The organism is Dactylosporangium sp. CA-152071, from assembly GCF_050936335.1.
GTDB classification, from domain to species: Bacteria; Actinomycetota; Actinomycetes; order Mycobacteriales; family Micromonosporaceae; genus Dactylosporangium; species Dactylosporangium maewongense.
This window is the reverse complement of record NZ_JBNJMZ010000002.1, coordinates 1,950,709-1,968,515: the sequence shown is the minus strand read 5'-3', so window position 1 is coordinate 1,968,515 and position 17,807 is coordinate 1,950,709. Positions and strand designations below refer to the sequence as shown.

The 17,807-nt window shown below is 72.0% G+C and carries 17 protein-coding genes; 6 read left to right on the top strand and 11 right to left on the bottom strand.

Annotation, left to right across the window (positions count from 1 at the left end; translation table 11 throughout):
* The first annotated feature begins 23 nt into the window (after positions 1-23).
* Complete coding sequence (locus ACQEVZ_RS48640; protein WP_433381485.1) at positions 24-1,625, top strand: methyl-accepting chemotaxis protein; 1,602 nt, start codon at positions 24-26, stop codon at positions 1,623-1,625.
* Between the two features lie 53 nt (positions 1,626-1,678).
* On the opposite strand, the gene ACQEVZ_RS48635 is transcribed toward ACQEVZ_RS48640, so the two are convergent.
* Positions 1,679-1,825: a hypothetical protein gene (locus tag ACQEVZ_RS48635; RefSeq protein ID WP_344499974.1), complete on the bottom strand. Its 147-nt coding sequence runs from the start codon at positions 1,823-1,825 to the stop codon at positions 1,679-1,681.
* 373 nt (positions 1,826-2,198) lie between these two features.
* On the opposite strand from ACQEVZ_RS48635, the gene ACQEVZ_RS48630 reads away from it, so the two are divergent.
* From ACQEVZ_RS48630 to ACQEVZ_RS48620, 3 genes are all read left to right on the top strand, one after another.
* On the top strand, positions 2,199-3,476 hold the full coding sequence (locus tag ACQEVZ_RS48630) for an ABC transporter substrate-binding protein (protein ID WP_354894470.1): 1,278 nt from the start codon (positions 2,199-2,201) through the stop codon (positions 3,474-3,476).
* Positions 3,477-3,556: 80 nt separating this feature from the next.
* Entirely contained in the window at positions 3,557-4,441 is an 885-nt protein-coding gene (locus ACQEVZ_RS48625) for a carbohydrate ABC transporter permease (RefSeq protein WP_433386118.1), read from the top strand.
* Positions 4,438-5,340 (top strand): carbohydrate ABC transporter permease, encoded by a 903-nt coding sequence (locus tag ACQEVZ_RS48620; protein ID WP_425552119.1) that lies wholly within the window; start codon positions 4,438-4,440, stop codon positions 5,338-5,340. The genes ACQEVZ_RS48625 and ACQEVZ_RS48620 overlap by 4 nt, the downstream gene beginning before the upstream one ends.
* Positions 5,341-5,525: 185 nt before the next feature.
* Here ACQEVZ_RS48620 and ACQEVZ_RS48615 read toward each other — a convergent pair whose 3' ends face one another.
* Both ACQEVZ_RS48615 and ACQEVZ_RS48610 read right to left on the bottom strand, forming a co-directional pair.
* A complete protein-coding gene (locus tag ACQEVZ_RS48615) occupies positions 5,526-5,903 on the bottom strand; it encodes a hypothetical protein (protein ID WP_433381480.1) in 378 nt (125 codons plus the stop codon).
* A 54-nt stretch (positions 5,904-5,957) separates the two neighbouring features.
* Entirely contained in the window at positions 5,958-6,599 is a 642-nt protein-coding gene (locus ACQEVZ_RS48610; protein ID WP_433381477.1) for a hypothetical protein, read from the bottom strand.
* A 136-nt stretch (positions 6,600-6,735) separates the two neighbouring features.
* On the opposite strand from ACQEVZ_RS48610, the gene ACQEVZ_RS48605 reads away from it, so the two are divergent.
* Positions 6,736-7,608: an AraC family transcriptional regulator gene (locus tag ACQEVZ_RS48605; protein WP_433381474.1), complete on the top strand. Its 873-nt coding sequence runs from the start codon at positions 6,736-6,738 to the stop codon at positions 7,606-7,608.
* An 81-nt stretch (positions 7,609-7,689) separates the two neighbouring features.
* Here ACQEVZ_RS48605 and ACQEVZ_RS48600 read toward each other — a convergent pair whose 3' ends face one another.
* The 7 genes from ACQEVZ_RS48600 to cnbZ all read right to left on the bottom strand — a co-directional run bounded on the left by ACQEVZ_RS48600 (position 7,690) and on the right by cnbZ (position 14,116).
* Positions 7,690-8,223 (bottom strand): hypothetical protein, encoded by a 534-nt coding sequence (locus tag ACQEVZ_RS48600; protein WP_344499982.1) that lies wholly within the window; start codon positions 8,221-8,223, stop codon positions 7,690-7,692.
* Positions 8,224-8,302: 79 nt separating this feature from the next.
* Positions 8,303-8,863 carry a hypothetical protein gene (locus ACQEVZ_RS48595; RefSeq protein ID WP_344499984.1) on the bottom strand — a complete coding sequence of 187 codons (561 nt, stop codon included), beginning with the start codon at positions 8,861-8,863 and terminating at the stop codon, positions 8,303-8,305.
* 53 nt (positions 8,864-8,916) lie between these two features.
* Positions 8,917-9,963, bottom strand: coding sequence for a GlxA family transcriptional regulator (locus ACQEVZ_RS48590; protein ID WP_433381471.1), 1,047 nt, complete (start codon positions 9,961-9,963; stop codon positions 8,917-8,919).
* A 230-nt stretch (positions 9,964-10,193) separates the two neighbouring features.
* The gene (locus tag ACQEVZ_RS48585) at positions 10,194-11,027 is read right to left on the bottom strand and encodes an SDR family NAD(P)-dependent oxidoreductase (RefSeq protein ID WP_433381469.1); all 834 of its coding nucleotides are present in this window, start codon (positions 11,025-11,027) and stop codon (positions 10,194-10,196) included.
* The gene (locus tag ACQEVZ_RS48580; RefSeq protein WP_433381466.1) at positions 11,024-12,973 is read right to left on the bottom strand and encodes a prolyl oligopeptidase family serine peptidase; all 1,950 of its coding nucleotides are present in this window, start codon (positions 12,971-12,973) and stop codon (positions 11,024-11,026) included. Before ACQEVZ_RS48580 ends, ACQEVZ_RS48585 begins: the two co-directional genes overlap by 4 nt.
* Positions 12,954-13,343 carry a RidA family protein gene (locus tag ACQEVZ_RS48575; RefSeq protein WP_433381463.1) on the bottom strand — a complete coding sequence of 130 codons (390 nt, stop codon included), beginning with the start codon at positions 13,341-13,343 and terminating at the stop codon, positions 12,954-12,956. Before ACQEVZ_RS48575 ends, ACQEVZ_RS48580 begins: the two co-directional genes overlap by 20 nt.
* Entirely contained in the window at positions 13,340-14,116 is a 777-nt protein-coding gene (cnbZ, locus tag ACQEVZ_RS48570; RefSeq protein ID WP_433381460.1) for a 2-amino-5-chloromuconate deaminase CnbZ, read from the bottom strand. The genes ACQEVZ_RS48575 and cnbZ overlap by 4 nt, the downstream gene beginning before the upstream one ends.
* A 93-nt stretch (positions 14,117-14,209) precedes the next feature.
* Here cnbZ and ACQEVZ_RS48565 point away from each other — a divergent pair, with 93 nt between their 5' ends.
* Positions 14,210-15,151, top strand: a complete 942-nt coding sequence (locus tag ACQEVZ_RS48565) for a LysR family transcriptional regulator (protein ID WP_433381457.1) — start codon at positions 14,210-14,212, stop codon at positions 15,149-15,151.
* A gap of 9 nt (positions 15,152-15,160) precedes the next feature.
* Here ACQEVZ_RS48565 and ACQEVZ_RS48560 read toward each other — a convergent pair whose 3' ends face one another.
* Complete coding sequence (locus ACQEVZ_RS48560) at positions 15,161-17,773, bottom strand: ATP-binding protein (RefSeq protein WP_433381454.1); 2,613 nt, start codon at positions 17,771-17,773, stop codon at positions 15,161-15,163.
* Positions 17,774-17,807: the final 34 nt, after the last annotated feature.

The following is a 17,807-nucleotide window of genomic DNA, read 5'->3' as shown; positions in this document are numbered from 1 at the left end:
GTTGCAGGGTTCGGTGTCGATTGGTGGGAAGCGCAACCGTCGCACCGACCGAAGGGGTCACGTTGGGCCTGCTGCGAGCACGTGGTCGAGTCCAGGAGCCCAGCTCCGCGGTCCCCCGGGACGTGGAGGCCCTGGAGCAGCTGGTCGCCGCCCTGGAGCGGGCGACCGACGAGGCGTCGACCTGGCGGATCACGGTCGAGTCGCTGGTCGGCTCCCACGGGTTTCTCTACGGCGCGGTCTGGCTGCCCGGGTCCCCGGGCTCCGCTGCGGGGTCCGTGACGGGGCCGGCCGGTGGGCTGCGGCTCGAGTTCGAGACCGGACCGATCGCCGGGCAGCTGAAGGCGGTCGCCGGCGCGACCGGCGGGCTGGTCGGTCGGGCCTTCCAGGGCCGCCGGCCGATCTACGCCGACGACACCCGCGGTGTCCGGGACTGCCCGCGCTGCGAGGCGGCGACCCGGGCGGGTGCCGTCTCCGCCGTGCTGATCCCGGTGGTCAAGGCCGGCGAGGTCATCGCGGTCTTCGAGTACTACTCGCCGCTCGAGCCGCGCGTCGACGGGCCGCGGACCGAGAAGTGGAACGCGATCGCCCGCATCGCCGAGCAGGCCCGCACCCAGGCCTGCAACGCGGTCCAGTTGCAGCAGCTCGCCGACGACCGGCTCGCGGTCACGACGGTCGTCGCCGCGCTCGGCTCGGCACACGACTCGCAGAGCGTGATCCGGGCCGCGCTGGACACGGTGCGCAGCGCGTTCGGCTGGGCGTACGGCTCCTACTGGGAGGTCGACCCGGCCACCCAGGAGCTGCGCTTCCAGCTGGAGTCCGGCTCCGCCGGCGACGAGTTCCGCCAGGTCACCCTGGCGGCCACGTTCGCCGAGGGCGTCGGCCTGTCCGGTCGCGCGTGGCGGGCCCGTGACCTGGTGTTCATCCGCGATCTCGCCGAGTTGACGGATTGCGTACGGGCACCGGCCGCCCAGCGCGCGGGCGTCAGGTCGGGCATCTGCTTTCCGATCATGATCGGTGACCGGGTCATCGGCACGATGGACTTCTTCACCACCGAGTTCATCGAGCTCAGCGAGTCCAGGGCGTCAGCGCTGCGCAACGTGCAGCAGCTCGTGTCGCAGCGGCTCGACATCTGCCGCGCGCAGGAGACCGCCGCCACCAACGCCCGCGACCTGCTGGACTCGATCTCCCGGCTGCGCTCCGCCAGCCAGGACGCGACCGGGGTCGCGCGGGAGGCGGTCGCACGGGCCTCGGAGATGACCACGAACGTCACGGCGCTGAGCGAGTCGTCGACCGCGATCGGCGACGTCATCAAGATCATCTCGTCGATCGCCGACCAGACGAACCTGCTCGCCCTCAACGCCACCATCGAGGCAGCCCGCGCCGGCGACGTCGGCAAGGGCTTCGCGGTCGTGGCCGGCGAGGTCAAGGATCTCGCCCGCGAGACCGCCACGGCGACGCAGAAGGTCGCCGAGCAGGTCGCCGGCATCCAGACCAACGCCCAGTCCGTCACCGACGGCATCCACGTCACCAGCGAGACCATCGGCCAGATGGACACCGTGCAGGCCCGCATCAACGAGGTCCTCGAGGATCAGGCCCGCATGGCGAAGCTGCTCGAACGCGGCTGAGATCCCTCGCGCGACGAAGGCCCGGCCGGATCGGCCGGGCCTTCGTCGGTGCGTCACTTCTGCGAGCCGGACTTCGGGGCCTTCTGCGACAGCGCGCTGCCGGCGGCCTGCTTGTCCGCGCTGGTCGCGTCGGGATCGCGCAGGACCTCGCTCGCCGCGGAGGCCGCCTTCTCGCTGGTCTGCTTGGTGTTCTCAGCCATGAAAACCGCTCCTCGCATTCGTTGCCGATCGGCGCCGCGCCGGGGGAGGCGCGACACACCACTTAGGAGAGTGGTTGCCCGCTGCGGCACCGGTTCAATCAGTCCGCGTGGATCGCGGCCGGCGCTTCGGCGTCACGCGTCCGTGGCGATGATCGACCGCGTCCGGGTATGAGAAGCCGAGGTAGCGAGTTTCGTCAAGTCTCGTCAAAAGTCTGGGCCATGTGCCGTCACATCACAGTTTGATTGCCGTGAGTTGACAGAACAGCCTGTGCGGGACGAAGGTTCGGGCAGGTCTTTCAATCATGCTCAAACATGTTCGACCACACACCGACATCTCTCAACACCCCCGTGTAATCCCCGCACAGGAGGACACATGCGCGTCAAGACGCGTGCGCTCGTCACCGCCGCCGGCCTCGCCCTCGCCCTCGTGGTGAGCGGCTGCGGCGCCGACGACGGCGACGGCAGCAGCAACGGCAGTGGTGGCAGCAAGAAGGTCGAGGTCTTCACCTGGTGGGCCGACGGCGGTGAGAAGGCGGGCCTGGACGGCCTCGTCGCGCAGTTCAAGACCGACTGCTCGCAGTACGAGTTCGTCAACGGCGCGGTCGCCGGCGGTGCCGGCTCCAACGCCAAGCAGGTCCTCGCGTCCCGCCTGCAGCAGAGCGACCCGCCGGACACGTTCCAGGCGCACGCCGGCGCCGAGCTGTCCGACTACATCAAGGCCGGCCAGATCGAGGACCTCAGCGCCCAGTACAAGGAGTGGGGCCTGACCACGGCGTTCCCGAAGGGTCTCGTCGACAGTCTCACCGTCGGCGGCAAGATCTACTCCGTGCCGGCGAACATCCACCGCGCGAACGTGCTGTGGGCCAACAAGACCGTCCTGGCCAACGCGGGCATCACCGCGCCGGCGAAGTCGCTGCCCGAGTTCTTCACGCAGCTGGACACGTTGAAGGCCAAGGGCATCGCGGCGCCGCTCGCGCTGGGCAAGGACTGGACGCAGCAGATGCTGTTCGAGGCCGTGCTCATCTCCGACCTCGGCGCCGACAAGTTCAACGGCCTGTGGAACGGCAAGACCGACTGGGCCGGCGCGGACGTGACGACCGCGATCAACGACTACAAGAAGCTGCTCACCTACAGCAACAAGGACCGCGACACGTTCGACTGGACCGACGCGGAGAAGCTGCTCATGGAGGGCAAGGCCGCGTTCCAGCTCATGGGTGACTGGGAGGCCGCCGACCTCGACGCCAAGAACTTCAAGGACTACAGCTACTCGGTGTTCCCGGGCAACGGCGACGCCTACCAGTGGCTGGCCGACTCGTTCGTGCTGCCGAAGAACGCCAAGAACGCCGAAGGCACCAAGTGCTGGCTGAAGACCCTCGGCTCCGCGGCCGGGCAGAAGGCGTTCAACGTGAAGAAGGGCTCCATCCCGGCCCGCACCGACTCCGTCGCGACCGACTACCCGGCCTACCAGCAGGCCGCGATCGCCGACTGGGCCAAGGGCACCCCGGTCCCGTCCTGCCCGCACGGCTCGGCCTGCTCGCAGGGCTGGCAGGGTGCGGTCGGCTCGGCGCAGGGCAAGTTCTCCAGCGACGGTGACGTCGCTTCGCTGCAGAAGGCGCTCGTCGCCGCCGCCAAGCAGTTCGCCGGCAAGTAGGTGTCTTCGCGCCGGGGCTTTTTTCAAAGCCCCGGCGCGTCGGTGATTGGAGAACGTTGACCACCAAGAACACGGCCCGGATGCGCCGGTGGGCGCCGGGCCTGCTGCTGCTGTCCCCCTCGCTCGTCGTGCTCGGCGTCTTCGTGTACGGCCTCATCGGCTGGACCGCGAAGCTGTCGCTGACCGACGAGCACGACGCGTTGGGCAGCAAGGGATTCGTCGGGCTGAAGAACTTCGTCGACCTCTTCACCGAGGACATCAACGACCGGTTCGTGCACTCGCTCAAGAACCTGCTCGTCTTCACCGTCGTCTTCATGCTCGGCGCCCTGCTGATGGGCCTGCTGTGGGCGTTCCTCCTGGAGCGCGGCGTGCGCGCCGAGGGGTTCTTCCGGGCGGTGTACCTGTTCCCGATGGCCGTGTCGTTCGTCGCGTCCGGCGTCGTGTGGCGGTGGCTGATGAACTCCGGCACGGGTGACGCCGCAGGCGGCCTGAACCGCATCTTCGTCGACCTGCACCTGGGCTTCCTGCAGAACCCGTGGTGGACCGACCCCGACTGGGGCATGGCCGCGATGGCCCTGCCCGCGATCTGGCAGCTGTCGGGCTACGTGATGGCCCTGTTCCTGTCGGGGTTCCGCGGCATCCCCGCCGAGCTGCGCGAGGCCGCCGCGATGGACGGCGCCTCCGGCTACCAGCTCTACCGGCACGTCATCTTCCCGCAGCTCACCCCGACCGCACTGTCGGCGCTGATCATCCTCGGGCACATGTCGATGAAGATGTTCGACCTGATCATGTCGGTGTCGGGCGCCCAGTGGATCACCGAGGTCCCCGCCGTGTACGTGTGGCAGACGCTGCTCACCAGCGACTACGCCAAGGCCGCCGCGATCTCGGTCATCCTGCTGCTGCTCGTCGCGGTCGTCATCATCCCGTACCTGGTCTACAACAACCGCGTGGAGCGACGCTCATGACCGCCACCATCCCACGCGACGCCGCCGACGCCGCCACGGTGCCGTCCCCTGGCCGCAAGCCGAGCGGCGGGATCAACCGCCGCTCGCCACTGGGGCGGGTCATCACGTACGCGCTGCTGCTGCTCTTCCTCGTCATCGTGCTGATGCCGGCGTACGTGCTGATCGTGACCAGCCTGAAGTCGGGCCGCGAGATCGGCGTCAACGGCCAGTGGAACCTCCCGCACGAGTGGACGTTCGCGTCGTGGGAGAAGGCGTGGACGTCGCTGCGGCCGTCGTTCATCCGCACGTTCGAGCTCGCCGTCCCTGTCGCGGTCATCTCCTCGATCCTGGGCGCCGCCAACGGTTTCGTGCTGTCCCGCTGGCGCTTCCCCGGCGCCGACGTGGTGTTCACGCTGATCCTGTTCGGCATGTTCATCCCGTACCAGGCCGTCATGATCCCGCTGCGCTCGATCGTCCACGACATCGGCCTGCCGCCCGGCATCCCGACCCTGGTCTTCGTCCACTGCGTCTACGGCATCCCCATCTGCACGCTCATCTTCCGCAACTACTACGCCACCACCGTGCCCGTCGAGCTGATCGAGGCGAGCCGCGTCGACGGCGCCGGCATGCTCCGCACGTTCGGGTCGGTGATCCTGCCGCTGTCCGCACCCGGCTTCGTCGTCACGGTGATCTGGCAGTTCACGTCGGCCTGGAACGACTACCTGTTCGCCATCTTCATGTCCAACACCCGCAACGGCCCGATCACCATCGCGCTCAACGCCCTCGCCGGCGCCCAGTCCCCGGACTACGCCGCCTCGATGGCCGGCGCGCTGATCGCGTCGCTGCCCACCCTGCTCGTCTACATCGTGCTCGGCCGCTGGTTCATCGGTGGTCTCATGGCAGGCTCCGTCAAGAGCTGACCACATGCCCCGCGGCGGGCTCGGCGCATCCGGGCCGAGCACCGTCGCGGGCTTCTTCCTCCGCCGCACCGCGGATCCCCGCGGCAGCCGGGCGAGCGCGTCGGCGTCCTTGACCGGGGTGGCCAGCTCGGTGAGCGCGGGATCGTCGTAGACGTCGGTGCCGACGAGCAGCGCGTGCCGGGCCATCAGCCGGCGGCCCCGCGGTCCGCCAGCGCGGCGACGACCTTGGCGAGCGCCTCCTGCTGCGCCGGGCCTAGGTCGCCGTCGATCTCCAGCTCGACGTCGCCGGCGGTCAGCCTGATCCGTTTCGCGGCGTGCCGGTTGATGAACGCGACCGCGATCTGGCTGATCGCGGTGACGGTCGCGGCGGAGAACACCCCGGCGACCGCGAGCTGCCCGATCGTCTGCGCGGCACCGGACTTCGCCCCCTCCGGCGCCGGCGCGGTGACCGGCACGGCGTCGACACCCGCACGCCACAGCTCGGCGCCGAACATCCGGGTGGCCTCGTCCTGCGCCCCAGCGTCGTCGGGGAACAGGCTCACAACGGTCAGCTGCACATCCATGCGGACCATTGTGCTGGCAGAAGCCCGCCCCGCGGATTCACGACACCGGCAACGTCAACCGCTGACAGCCCGGCGGGACTGCTTCGCCTCGACGGCGACGAGCTCGTGCAGCCACTCGCCGTCCGGGCGCCCGTGCCGCTCGGTGTGTTCGCGGCGGATCTCGGCGACGCGCCCGCCCGCCGGGAGCCTGGTCGCGTCGAACGCCACGACCGTCGCCGGCCCGGAGCTCAGCCACGCGGACGGGTCGAGCCCGAACTCCGCCATCGCGGCGAACACGCCGTCGCCGCTGCTGTCGACGAGCGGGAACTCCTCCTCGCACGGCAGCGGCTCACCGATCGCCATGCCGAGGGTCAGCCCCGCGAACGACATGAACGCGTGCCGGACGAGGTCACCGTCGCGCGCCACCGTCAGCCAGTACGAGCCGGAAACCGTCTCCGCACCGGCGCCGACGACGGTGCCCAGCGCCTTTGACATCTCGATGATCATGTCGGCCGCGTCGGACAGTATCATGGACGCGTCGACCAGGAACGCCCGGCCGTCGCCACCGCCGAGCAGCAGTCCGAACTCGTCGGCGTCCGCGTCGGCGGTCCGGTCGACCACGGCCCCCGTCGCGAACTCGCCCGCGTGCCGGGACAGCTCCTCCAGCAGCGCGGCGGGTTCGGCGGTGGCGACGAGGTATCCACAATGCAGGCCCATGGGGTCGCACCTTAACCGCCGCCGCGGTGTCGGTGTGTCCCGCGGCGGCGATGCTGCCGGATGATCGGATCGGTCCGCAGGTGTCGGGCGCGACCGGCCCGCGGGCGGCGAGGCTGGACGTCGAAGGGAGGCCACTGTGATCGCAGCGCTCAACCGGCTCGTGGACCACGTCGAGCGGCACCTGACCGGCGAGCTCGACGTCGCCGGGCTCGCCGCGGCGGCCGGCACGACGGAGTACCACCTGCGGCGGATGTTCTCGTCGCTGGCGGGGATGCCGCTGTCGGAGTACGTGCGGCGGCGCCGGATGACGGTCGCCGCGGCCGACGTCGTGCAGGGCAGCGACGACCTGCTCAGCATCGCCGTCCGGTACGGGTACACCTCGACCGAGGCGTTCGGGCGGGCGTTCCGGGCGGTGCACGGCGCCGCGCCCGGCGACGTCCGGCGGGACGGTGGCCCCCTTCGCACTCAACCGCAGGTCAGGTTCCGCCTGACCGTCGAAGGGAGCAACCCCATGGACACCCGCATCGTCGAGCGGCCCGCGTTCCGGCTCATCGGGCACGCGGCCCGCGTGCCGCTGATCCACCACGGCGTCAACCCGCACATCCAGGCGCACATCGCCGCCCTGCCGCAGACGGAGCACGTCCGCCTGAAGGCGCTGAGCGACACCGAACCCGGTGGCCTGCTGCAGGTCACCGACGACGTCGACCCCGACGCCGCCGAGGGCACCGAGCTGACCTACCTGCACGGCGTCGCCGTCGCGGAGGGATCGGCAGTACCGGAGGACCTCGACGCCATCGAGGTCGCGGCCGGCCGGTGGGCCGTGTTCCGCACCAGCGGCCCGTTCCCGCAGACGCTGCAGTCGACCTGGGCGGCGACCGCCACCGAGTGGTTCCCCTCCAACCCGTGGCGCCTGCGGCCGGGCCCTTCCATCGTCTCGATCCTCGACCGTGCCGCCGACTTCACCACCGCGACCTGCGAGCTCTGGCTCCCGGTCGAACCGGCTTCGTGAACGGCTGACCTCGACGCGGGACCACCGCGGCGCGTGACCGTCCGACATGGACCGTCACGCGCCGGTCGTGCGTTCAGGTCGTCAGCAGAGCAGTTCCAGCCAGTAGGCGCGGTCGTTCAGGTAGCCGGGCATGTTGCCGAACCCGTGCCCGGCCAGGACGGGGGTCAGCGTGAACCACTCGTCCTCGAACCGGATCTTGGCGCCGCCGGTCTGGTTGTTGTACCAGGAGGAGGCGCCGGCGCGCTGGCCGGTGGGGAAGCCGTACTCCGGGAGGCGGTAGGTCCCGCAGCGGTAGAAGGCGTACCCGTAGCCGGCCCGGTTGGCGTCGGCGTGCACGCAGGCCCGCCCGGTCCCGCACCAGCTGCCGGCCGCCTCTCCGGTGACGGTGAGGACCACGCCGTCGTCGGGCCAGGCGACCTGATCGGCGGACAGTCGGGTCGCGGCCGGGTCGGTGGCAAGGATCCTGGCGATCTCAGCGTCGGCGACGGCGCCCGGCGGTGCCGCGCCGGCCGGGGCCGCCGGCGCGGCGAGCGGCACGAGCGTGGCGAACGCGAGGGACAGGGCGACACCGAGCACCCCACGGCGGCGGCGGGGTGTCGCTTGAGCGTTGGTCATCGAAGCTCCTCGGGGATCGGCGCGGCCGCGCGGGCCGCACCGTTGGACGAATTCAGGACAGTGGTGCGGTGAGGGACCTTCACCCGGCGAGGCCGAGCACGACCAGGCCGAGTCCGAGCGGCAGGTCCAGCGCCATGCAGGCCTCGGCCAGCGAGCGGGACACGACCGTCCCGCGGCGGTGGTGCAGGGCGTCCCACGCCGCGTGTGCGGCCAGGACGAGCCCGGCCGCGACGAGGCCGGCATTCGGGTCGAGGGTCAACGCGGCGAGCGCGAGACCGCCGTACACGACGCCGGCGACGCTCTGCGTGACCACCTGGCGGCGCGGGCCGCCGACGATCAGGGCGCCGGCGGCGAGCACGGCCGCGGTGGCGCCCAGCAGCACCCATCGACCCGTGCCGGCGATCTCCCCGACGGCGATGACGACGCTGCCGGCGGGCACGGCCACCCACGCCATCCACGGCCGGTGCAGCGCGGCCGCCGCGACGTAGCAGAGCGCGGCCACCCACACGCAGGTGACGGCGGTCTCCCGGTCGGCGACGGTGAGCAGCACAGCGGTCGCGGCGGCCAGTCCGACCGCGGTCGGCCAGCGGCGCGTCAGCCACGAGGACGTGTCTCGATCGACGGTGTGCGAGGGGTTCATGCCCTCACTGTGACCACGCCGCGGCCAGGTGAGGGAGCGGACCCGTCATCGCGTCAGGAATCCTGGCACTCCGGGCAAGGGCCACCCGCATCACGGCTGCGAGCGGGTTTCGGGCCGGCGGAGAGCGCCGTCGACATCGACCGGTACTGCGACGGCGGCACTCCGTACTGCGCGACGAACGCCTGCCGGAGGGTCTCCAGCGACGTGAACCCGCACCATCGGGCGACCAGCCCGATGGGGTGGCCGGTGGTCGACAGCAGCCGCGCGGCGGTGTCCAGCCGGGTGCGGCGCACGAACCGGCCGGGTGGCATGCCGAGGTGCTCGATGAACAGCCGGTGCAGCTGCCGTGCGCTCACGTCGCAGTGCTTGGCCACCGTCGCCGTGTCGAGCGTGGTCGCCAGGTGCGCGGTGACGTAGGCGACGGCCTCGCGGACCGTCACGTGGTCGGGGTTCGGTGCGGTGAACACGCTCATCTGCGCCTGGTTGCCCGGCCGCTGCAGGTAGGTGACCAGCGCCTGCGCGACGATCCGGGCCAGGTCGGGCCCGCAGTCCTCGGTCACCAGCGCCAGCGTCAGGTCGAGGGCGCTGGTGACACCGGCGGACGTGGCGACGCGCCCGTCGCGGATGAAGATCGGCCGGGCATCGACGTGGACGGACGGGTACTGCCGCGCGAGCGCGTCGGCGTAGTGCCAGTGCGTGGTCGCCCGGCGGCCGTCGAGCAGCCCGGCGGCCGCGAGCACGGTCGCGCCCGTGCACACCGACGCCACCCGCCGGGCGAGCGTGGCGAGCCGCCGGACGTGCGCGACGATCGCCGGGTCGGCGGCCGCGGCCTCGTGCCCTCGACCCCCGGACACGACCAGCGTGTCGATCGCACCCGTCGCGCGCTGCAGCGACCCGTGGCTGTGCAGCTCCAGACCCGAGTCACAGCGGATCGGCTGCCCGTTCGGGGAGACCAGCTCCGTCCGGTACAGCGCCCGCCCCGCGACACGGACGGCCAGGTCGAGCGTCGAGGTGACGCAGGCGATGTCGAGCAGCTCGGACCCGTCATACCCGACGACCACGACCCGCCGCGCAACGCCGTCACTAGATGCGTTCGCCATCTCCGCATCCTCCCAGACCGCCCCACCGGCATGCCGGACCGGTCGCGACCGCATCGTGGCATGTCGATGGCGTCAATTGCGGCTGAAACCTCCAAATGTCCACTATGGACACCGGGGCGGCGACTCGCGGCGCGCGGACCTACGATCCGAGCCGTGCCTTCGTTGCGGAGCTTCACCTCATGGCCGATGGCGTCATCGTCGACGGGGGACAGTTCACCTTCATCGCCGGCTCAGGGTGGCGGCGCCGCGGTGAGGTCGATGCTGAGCCGCCAGAGCCGCGTTCTGACGTCCTGCTGATAGGCGGTGGGATGCGCGCGCGCTTCCGCGGTGCGGTCGAAGAAGCGTCCGGTGGTGCCGGCCAGCTCGGGTAGCCTGATCAGGCGCCAGGTCGCGGCGGTGCCGGCTTCGAGCGTGTCGACGCTGTGACCGAGGCCGGCCAGCACCATCTTGGTCGGCATGTACGTGGCCGGATGCAGGCTGTTGACGGTGACGGGTTCGCCGCGCAGGCGTTCGGCCAGTTCGAGGCCGGCGATGATCTGGGCGAGCTTGCTCTGCCGGTACGCGCGCACCGCGGTGTAGCCGTGTTCGAGCATGACGTCGTCGAAGTCGATCGGGTGCTGGCCGATGGAGGCGACGTTGACGATCCGGGCGTGCGGTGCGCGGCGTAGGAGGTGCAGCAGCCGCAGGGTGAGGTCGAAACCGGCGAGGTGGTTGACGGCGAAGCGCAGTTCGTGGCCGTCGGCGCTGAGCTGCCGGTGCCGCTCTTCAGGCCCGCCGAAGCCGACTCCGGCGTTGTTGACGAGTGCGTCGAGCCGGTCGGTGGCCGACGCCACGTCGCGGGCCAGCCGGCGGACCTGCGCGAGCTCGGACAGGTCCGCGCAGACGGTGGCCGGTTGTGGGCAGCCGTGCCGGCGACGCAGCTCCGCGGCGGTGTGGCGGAGTTTGCCGGGGTCGCGTCCGTGCAGGACGAGCCGGGTGCCGTCGGCCGCGAGCCGGTGGGCCAGGGCGCGGCCCAGACCGTCGGTGGCGCCGGTGATCATCACGGTGGGCCGGTCGATCGTCATGGATCTCCTGCCACGCCGGTCAGCGGGAGGCGCGCGAAGCCCGGTGGGTCGAAGCCGAAGAGTTGGCCGTAGAAGCCGAGCTCGGCTTCCAGCGCGGCGGCGATGGTCTCTGACTTGCCGAAGAGGTGCCCCTCGTCGGCGAACACGAGCAGGGCGTGGGGCACCTGCCCGGCGGTCAGCGCCTGGGCCAGCGCCTGCGCCTGCTCCAGCGGAACGACCGGGTCGCGCTCCCCGTGCAGCAGCAGTACCGGCCGGGTGACCGCGTCGATGTGTGACAGCGGTGACCGGTCGTCGTAGGTGGCCTGCGCCTCGGGTAGCGGCCCGATGAGCCCGTCGAGGTAGCGGGACTCGAACTCGTGGGTGTGCCGCGCGAAGTGGCTCAGATCGGCGACGCCGGCGTAGGAGACGCCTCCGGCGAACGGCGAGCCCGGCCGCGCCAGTGCCAGCAGCGCGGTGAGCCCGCCCGCGCTGATCCCGCGGATGGCGATGCGGGACACGCGGCTGCGCTCGAGGAGGTCGCGGGCGGCGGCGATGCAGTCGGTGACGTCGGCGACGCCCCACTGTCCCCGCAGCGCGGTGCGGTGCCGCCGGCCGCGTTCGCTCGATCCGGTGTAGTCCACGGCGACGAAGGCGAGGCCGCGGCTGGTGAAGTAGGCGACTTCGGGCTGGTGGTGCTGCGGAAAGGACGCGGTGGGGCCGCCGTGGGCCCACATGATGGCCGGCGGCGCGGTGCCCTCCGGCAACCGGTACAGCGGCGAGGTCGGCGGGTAGAAGTGCACCGGCACCTCCCCGGTTGGGGTCGGGACGGTGCGGCGGTGCGGCCGTGGTGTCCAGACCGGATCCGGCTGGGGCGGCTCCGCGAGGACGGTCCAGGCGCCGGTCACGATGTCGACCTTGACGATGGCGGGTGCGCGGTCGTCTGCCGCCGCGACCCCGGCGACGACGTCACCTTCGGCGTCGAGCCATGGCAGCCAGCTGGTGAACGGGCACTCGAACGCGGCGGCGGTGCCGTCCGGGTCGAGCACGACCAGCCGACCGCCGGACACCACCGCCGTGCGACCGCCGGAGACCGGGACGTGGCTCCGGAAGCCCAGCTGCCACAGCGGGACACCGCACTCCTGGGCCACCGGCCACATCGGCGCCGGCTCGCCGTCCGCGGAAGGGTGGGCCGCCGGTACGGCGACGAGATTCCACCACCCGGTCCGGTCGGTCGCCGCGCACACCGTGCGGTCGTCCATCCACGACGGTGCCAGGACCGACTCCTCTGGCCCGCCGAGGACGACCGTCACGTCGTGGATGGCGGGACGTCCCTGATCGAACGTGAGTGCCGCGGTCCGCAGCAGCGTCCCGTCCCAGGGCATCAGCGGATGCTCCCAGGTCAGAAACGCGATGCTCCGCCCGTCCGGTGAGATCGCCGGTGCCGCGACGAAGTCCGACCCGGTCCACAGGTCCACGACGGCACCGGATCCGTCGAGCGCCACCGCGACCAGCGCGTGGCGCACCGTGGCCCGGTGGCGTTCGGCGACGCACACGACCCACCCGGTGCCTGGAAGCTCGGTCGGCTGCGCGTACCGGTCGGCGAGGCCGGTGTCGGGTGTCAGAGGTAGTGCCGTGCCGCCGTCCACGCGGTACAGGCGCTGATCGGCGAAGTTGCTCGTCACCAGGGTCTCGCCCACGGCGGTCCAGCCCTGTCCGCCGTACTCGTGCACCCGGGTGCGCGCGTCGAGCCGCCAGGGGAGCACCTCGCGCACCGAGCCACCGCGGTCGTGGCGGAACACGCTCACCCGGCCGGTGCTCCCGGGCGTGGTCTGCGCCCACCACACCGTGTCCCCGCCGTCGCGGACGGCGACACCTGCGTAGCCGACCTTGTCCGCCGCGGTGATCGGGCTCGGCCACGTGCCCGGCGGGAGGACGGGCGCCGCGGCGTCAGCGGACGGCGAGGGCATCGATCTCCACCCGGAACTCCGGGTCGATCAGGCCCTGGACCAGCACCAGCGTGCTCGCCGGCGGCCGGGCCAGGTCGATGTGCCGATCCCGCACGCGCCGGAACGCGGCGAGGTCGGCGCGGTCGGTCAGGTACACGGTCAGCTTCACGACGTCGTGCAGGCCGGCGCCCGCCGCGGCGAGCGCGGTGGCCAGGTTGGTGAAGACCTGGGCGACCTGCCGTTCGGGATCGCCGGCCCCCACCAGGTTCCCGTCGGCGTCCAGCGGCACCTGGCCGGACACCAGGATGCTGCGTCCCTGGTGCGCGACCGCGTGGCTGTACCCGTTGACGGGCGGAAGCCCGCTGGGTCGTACGTAGTGCTCCTGCTTCATCTGTGTTTCCTTCCCTGCGGGTCGATCAGGCGTTCGGTGCTCACCGTGCGGCAGTCCATCTCGAAGTCCAGGCCCGCCACCGGGGGCCGCGCGGGATGCCACGTCACGCCGCGGTGCGGCGCGAACCCGGTGGCGACCGGGCCGGTCAGGACCGCATGGATGTCGTGCGTGGAGTACACCTGCACGACGTGTGGCGCTTCGCCGGTCACGCCGAGGCCGGCCATGCGACCCGTCAGCTCGTCGAGCACGAACCGTGCCTTGTCCAGCAGGCCGCCGGGCGTCGTGTCCCCCGGGGCGACGACATGGTCGTGGTAGTTGTCCAGGCCCTCGGGGACCTCGGCGCTGCCGGAGACGACGAAGTCGGTGACCGGGCCGGCGGTGGCCGGCACGGTGAAGCAGAACGCATGCATGCTCGGCTCGTCGACCAGTCCCGCGGGTGGGCACACGTTGGTGCGGGCGACCGGGCTGCCGCCGCCGTGCAGCTGGACGCCGAAGGCCGCCAGGGCGCCCACGTACCGGCCGTTGAACGCGGTGAACTCCGCCTCCGTGAACGGGGCCGGCGTGCGCAGCTCGCAGGCGCACAGCGCGGCCGGCGGGCGGCCCGCGGCGTCGATGATCTCCGCGGCCAGGTTCAGCCCGTCGTGCAGTGCCACGGGGGAGGAGAACTGCACCCGGGTCAGGCCGTAGCCCTCGGTGCCCACCACGCCCTGGGAGTACTGCCTGACGCCTGGCAGGAAGGCGTAGCCGAACGGGGTCGGCACCAGATCGGACACGGCACATCCTCGGGATCGGCGGAAGCGGGTCGGTTCACCGACGAGCCTTGCATTCGCCAATTGAGATGACCAGAATGATTTCTGGCAGCGATCTTGCGAATAAATCGCAAGATCATCGAGACGCCCGGAGGTGGCCCGCTGCACTCGACCGAATCATCGGCGCTGCGCTACTTCCGCGAGGTCGCGGCCACCGGCTCGGTGATGCGCGCCGGTGCGAACCTGTTCGTGGCGCCCAGCGCCGTCAGCCGCCAGATCCGCCTGCTGGAAGAGGACCTCGGCGTGCCGCTGTTCACCCGCGGCTCCCGCGGGATGACCCTGACCGCCGCCGGGCACCACGTCCTGGAGTTCGCGACGCACACCCAGCAGCGCGCCGCCGACCTGCGTTCGGAGCTCGACGCCGACCGGCACGGCGTGCGCGGACACGTCGTCATCGCCACCGTCGAGGGCCCGCTGGGCCGGTACATCCCGGACACCCTCCAGGCGCTGGCCTCCACCCACCCCGACATCCGCATCGATGTCCGCGTCGCCGGCTCCCACGACGTCGGTGCCGCCGTCGCCGAGGGCACCGCACACCTCGGGTTCGTCTTCGGAGCGCCGACCCGCTCGGATGTCATCACGCTGAAGGACCAGCCGTTGCCCCTGTCCGTGATGGTCCGCCCCGACCACCCGCTCGCCGGGCTGCCGGCGTGCTCGCTGCGCGACGTCGGCGATCATCCGGTCGCCCTGCCCGGCACGCGCTTCGGCATCAGGCAGGAGGTGGACCGGGCCTGCGCGGAGACCGGTACCCACCTGAGGATCAGCCACGAGGTGGACTCGCTCGCCCTGCTGCGCGACATCGCGGCACGCACCATGACGGCGATCTTCATGGCCGCCGAGGACACCGCCGCCGAACTGGCGCAGGGCACCCTGGTCCGCGTCCCCCTCACCGACCGGCGGTTGACCAGAACCCGCCTGACCCTGGTGAAAGGGCTCCAGCCCTACAGCTCTCCCGCCGCGAGGACCGTCAGCGACGCGCTGCTGGCGGCCATGGACTGATCCGTTGGCCTACCGGCCGTCGAGCGCTGTGAGGTCGGCGCGGACGTCGGCGGCGTGCGGGGAGCCGAGGTCGGTGTAGAGGGCCAGGGCGTGGTCGTAGTGGTGCCGGGCGAGGGCGGGGTCGCCGAGGGCCCGGTGGGCGTGGCCGAGGCTCGCGTGGGCGCGGGCCCGCTGGTCGCGGGGGGCGGTGCGGAGCACGGTGGTGAGGTGGGGCAGGGCGTCGGTGGGGCGGCCGGCGGCGATCGCGGCCTCGGCCAGGCCGTTGAGTGCCCGGGTCTCGCCGTCCCGCTCGCCGGACTTCTGGAAGAGGGCGAGCGCCTGCTGGTGGAGGTCGGCGGCCCGGTCGGGCCGGCCGAGCCGGGTGTGGACACTGCCCAGGCCGTCCAGCGCCCAGGCCTCGCCGCGGGGCCAGGCGAGTTGCCGGCACAGCGCGAGCTCCTGCTCGTGGTGCTCGGCGGACGCCTGGTAGCGGCCCCGCCGCATCTCGGCGATGCCGAGGTTGTGCAGGGCCATGGCCTCGCCGCGTGGGTAACCGGTCTGCCGGAACAGGGCGAGCGCCTGCCCGTGGTGCTCGGCGGCGGCCTGGTAGAGACCCCGGAAGTCCTCCACGACGCCCAGGTTCATCAGGCTCATGGCTTCGCCGGTGGTGTGACCGGCCTGCCGGAACAGGGTCAGTGCCTGCCTGTGGTGGTTGGTGGCGGCCTCGTACCGCCCCCGGTGCTCCTCGACGTTGCCGAGACTGGTCAGGACGCGGGCTTCGCCGATCGCGTCGCCGAGCTGCCGGTACAGGATCAGGGCCCGCTCGTGGTGGTCTGTGGCGACCTGGTGCCGCCCCCGGTGGTCGTCGACCCGGCCGAGGTTGAGCACGACGCGGGCTTCGCCGACCTGGTCACCGGCGCGCTGGAACAGGGTCAGCGCCTGTGCGAGGTACTCCCCGGCGGGGTCGGTCCGGCCGAGGCCGAGGTTGGTGGTGCCGAGGGCGAGCAGCGTGTGGGCCTGCCCGGCGACGTCGCCGGTCTGGCGGGCGGCGTCGCGGGCGTGCCCGTGGATGGTCAGCGCGTCGATGTAGTGGCCGCCTTCGAGGTGTTCGTACAGGGCCATCGACAGCCGCACCGCGTGGGTGGGCAGACCGTGGACCGCGGTGTGGGTGACGGCGGCCAAGAGGCAGGGCCGTTCGGCGTCGAGCCACCGTTGGGCGGTCTCGGGGTCGGTGAGGTCCGGGGCGGCTGCGACTGGCGGGGGAGTGCCGGACTGGTCCTGGGCGCCTGCGGGGTGCAGGAGACGCGCGGCCGCCGTGGCGGTGGCCAGGTAGTAGTCGAAGAGCCGGGTCGACGCCGCCCTGCGGCCGGTCTCGGGGTCCTCCGCACTGGCCAGGCTGATGGCGTAGGCGCGGAGGAGGTCGTGCATGGCGTACCGGCCGGGGCCGGTGGGGTGCACGAGGTGGGCCCGGGCGAGCCGGTCCAGGGCGTGGCGGGCCGGCGCGAGGCCGGCGCCGGTGAGCGCGGCGGCGCTGTAGGCGTCGAAGTCGGGGCCGGGGTGCAGGCCCAGGAGGCGGAAGGTTCGGGTGGCGTCGGGCGGAAGGTGTCGTATCGACCAGGAGAACACGGCGGTCACGGCGGCGCGGGGGTCGCCGTCGGCGTCGAGGAGGTCCAGGCGCTGCTGGTGGTCGGCCAGCTCGTCGACGAGTTCCGTGATGGGGGTGGTGGGGCGGGCGACGGCGAGTTCGGCGGCGACCCGTAGCGCCAGTGGTAGCAGGGCGCACTGGGCGGCGAGTGTGGCGGCGGCGGTGGGGTCGGCGTCGATGCGGTGGCCGATCAGGCGGCGGAGGAGGGTGACGGCGTCGTCGGGTGGGAGCAGGTCGAGGGTGAGGCGTTGGGCGCCGTGGACGGCGACGAGTCCGGCGAGGCTGTCACGGCTGGTCACCAGCACCATGCACGGTCCGGTGCCGGGCAGCAGCGGGCGGACCTGTTCGACGGTGGCGGCGTTGTCCAGGACGATGAGCATGCGCCGGCCGGCGATCTCGGTGCGGTAGCGGGCGGTCCGTTCGTCCAGGTCGGCGGGGATGTCGGGGCCGGTGACGCCGAGCGTGTCGAGGAACCTGGCGAGGACGTCGTCGGGTCTTGCGGGTTGGTCGGGGTCGTAGCCGCGGAGGTTCACGTACAGCTGGCCGTCGGGGAACCGGTCCCGGGTCTGGTGGGCCCAGTGCACGGCCAGCGCGGTCTTGCCGACTCCGGCGGTGCCGGCGACGGCGGAGATGACGACGGTCGCCGACCGGTCGGCGTTGTCGAGCAGTTTGGTGAGGTGTCGCAGGTGGTCGGTGCGGCCGACGAACCCGGCCACGTCGGCGGGCAGCTGCGCGGGCGCGGGCCGCCCGCGTGCCGGGGCCTCGTCCGCCGGCTGCTGCCCGGCGTCGTCCAGCGCGGACCGGAAGAACCGGTCCCGGTCGTCGCCGCGCAGCGCGAACGCGTCGGCGAGCAGCCGCACGGTGCTGGCGCGTGGGCGGTCGATCCGGCCGGCCTCGAGATTGCGGATGCTGCGGGCACTCACGCCCGTCCTGGCGGCCAGTTCCTCCTGCGTCATGCCCCGCCGCTGGCGATGGGCACGCACCTGCGCGCCGAACATCCGATCCTTCCCGTAGATGCCGAGCCCCGACGGC

Bases quoted from the DNA above. Each gene is read 5' to 3' on its own strand.
- ACQEVZ_RS48635 (WP_344499974.1), bottom strand. From the start codon at position 1,825: ATGGCTGAGAACACCAAGCAGACCAGCGAGAAGGCGGCCTCCGCGGCG.
- ACQEVZ_RS48630 (WP_354894470.1), top strand. From the start codon at position 2,199: ATGCGCGTCAAGACGCGTGCGCTCGTCACCGCCGCCGGCCTCGCCCTC.
- ACQEVZ_RS48625 (WP_433386118.1), top strand. From the start codon at position 3,557: ATGCGCCGGTGGGCGCCGGGCCTGCTGCTGCTGTCCCCCTCGCTCGTC.
- ACQEVZ_RS48620 (WP_425552119.1), top strand. From the start codon at position 4,438: ATGACCGCCACCATCCCACGCGACGCCGCCGACGCCGCCACGGTGCCG.
- ACQEVZ_RS48615 (WP_433381480.1), bottom strand. From the start codon at position 5,903: ATGGATGTGCAGCTGACCGTTGTGAGCCTGTTCCCCGACGACGCTGGG.
- ACQEVZ_RS48610 (WP_433381477.1), bottom strand. From the start codon at position 6,599: ATGGGCCTGCATTGTGGATACCTCGTCGCCACCGCCGAACCCGCCGCG.
- ACQEVZ_RS48600 (WP_344499982.1), bottom strand. From the start codon at position 8,223: ATGACCAACGCTCAAGCGACACCCCGCCGCCGCCGTGGGGTGCTCGGT.
- ACQEVZ_RS48595 (WP_344499984.1), bottom strand. From the start codon at position 8,863: ATGAACCCCTCGCACACCGTCGATCGAGACACGTCCTCGTGGCTGACG.
- ACQEVZ_RS48590 (WP_433381471.1), bottom strand. From the start codon at position 9,963: ATGGCGAACGCATCTAGTGACGGCGTTGCGCGGCGGGTCGTGGTCGTC.
- ACQEVZ_RS48585 (WP_433381469.1), bottom strand. From the start codon at position 11,027: ATGACGATCGACCGGCCCACCGTGATGATCACCGGCGCCACCGACGGT.
- ACQEVZ_RS48580 (WP_433381466.1), bottom strand. From the start codon at position 12,973: ATGCCCTCGCCGTCCGCTGACGCCGCGGCGCCCGTCCTCCCGCCGGGC.
- ACQEVZ_RS48575 (WP_433381463.1), bottom strand. From the start codon at position 13,343: ATGAAGCAGGAGCACTACGTACGACCCAGCGGGCTTCCGCCCGTCAAC.
- ACQEVZ_RS48560 (WP_433381454.1), bottom strand. From the start codon at position 17,773: ATGTTCGGCGCGCAGGTGCGTGCCCATCGCCAGCGGCGGGGCATGACG.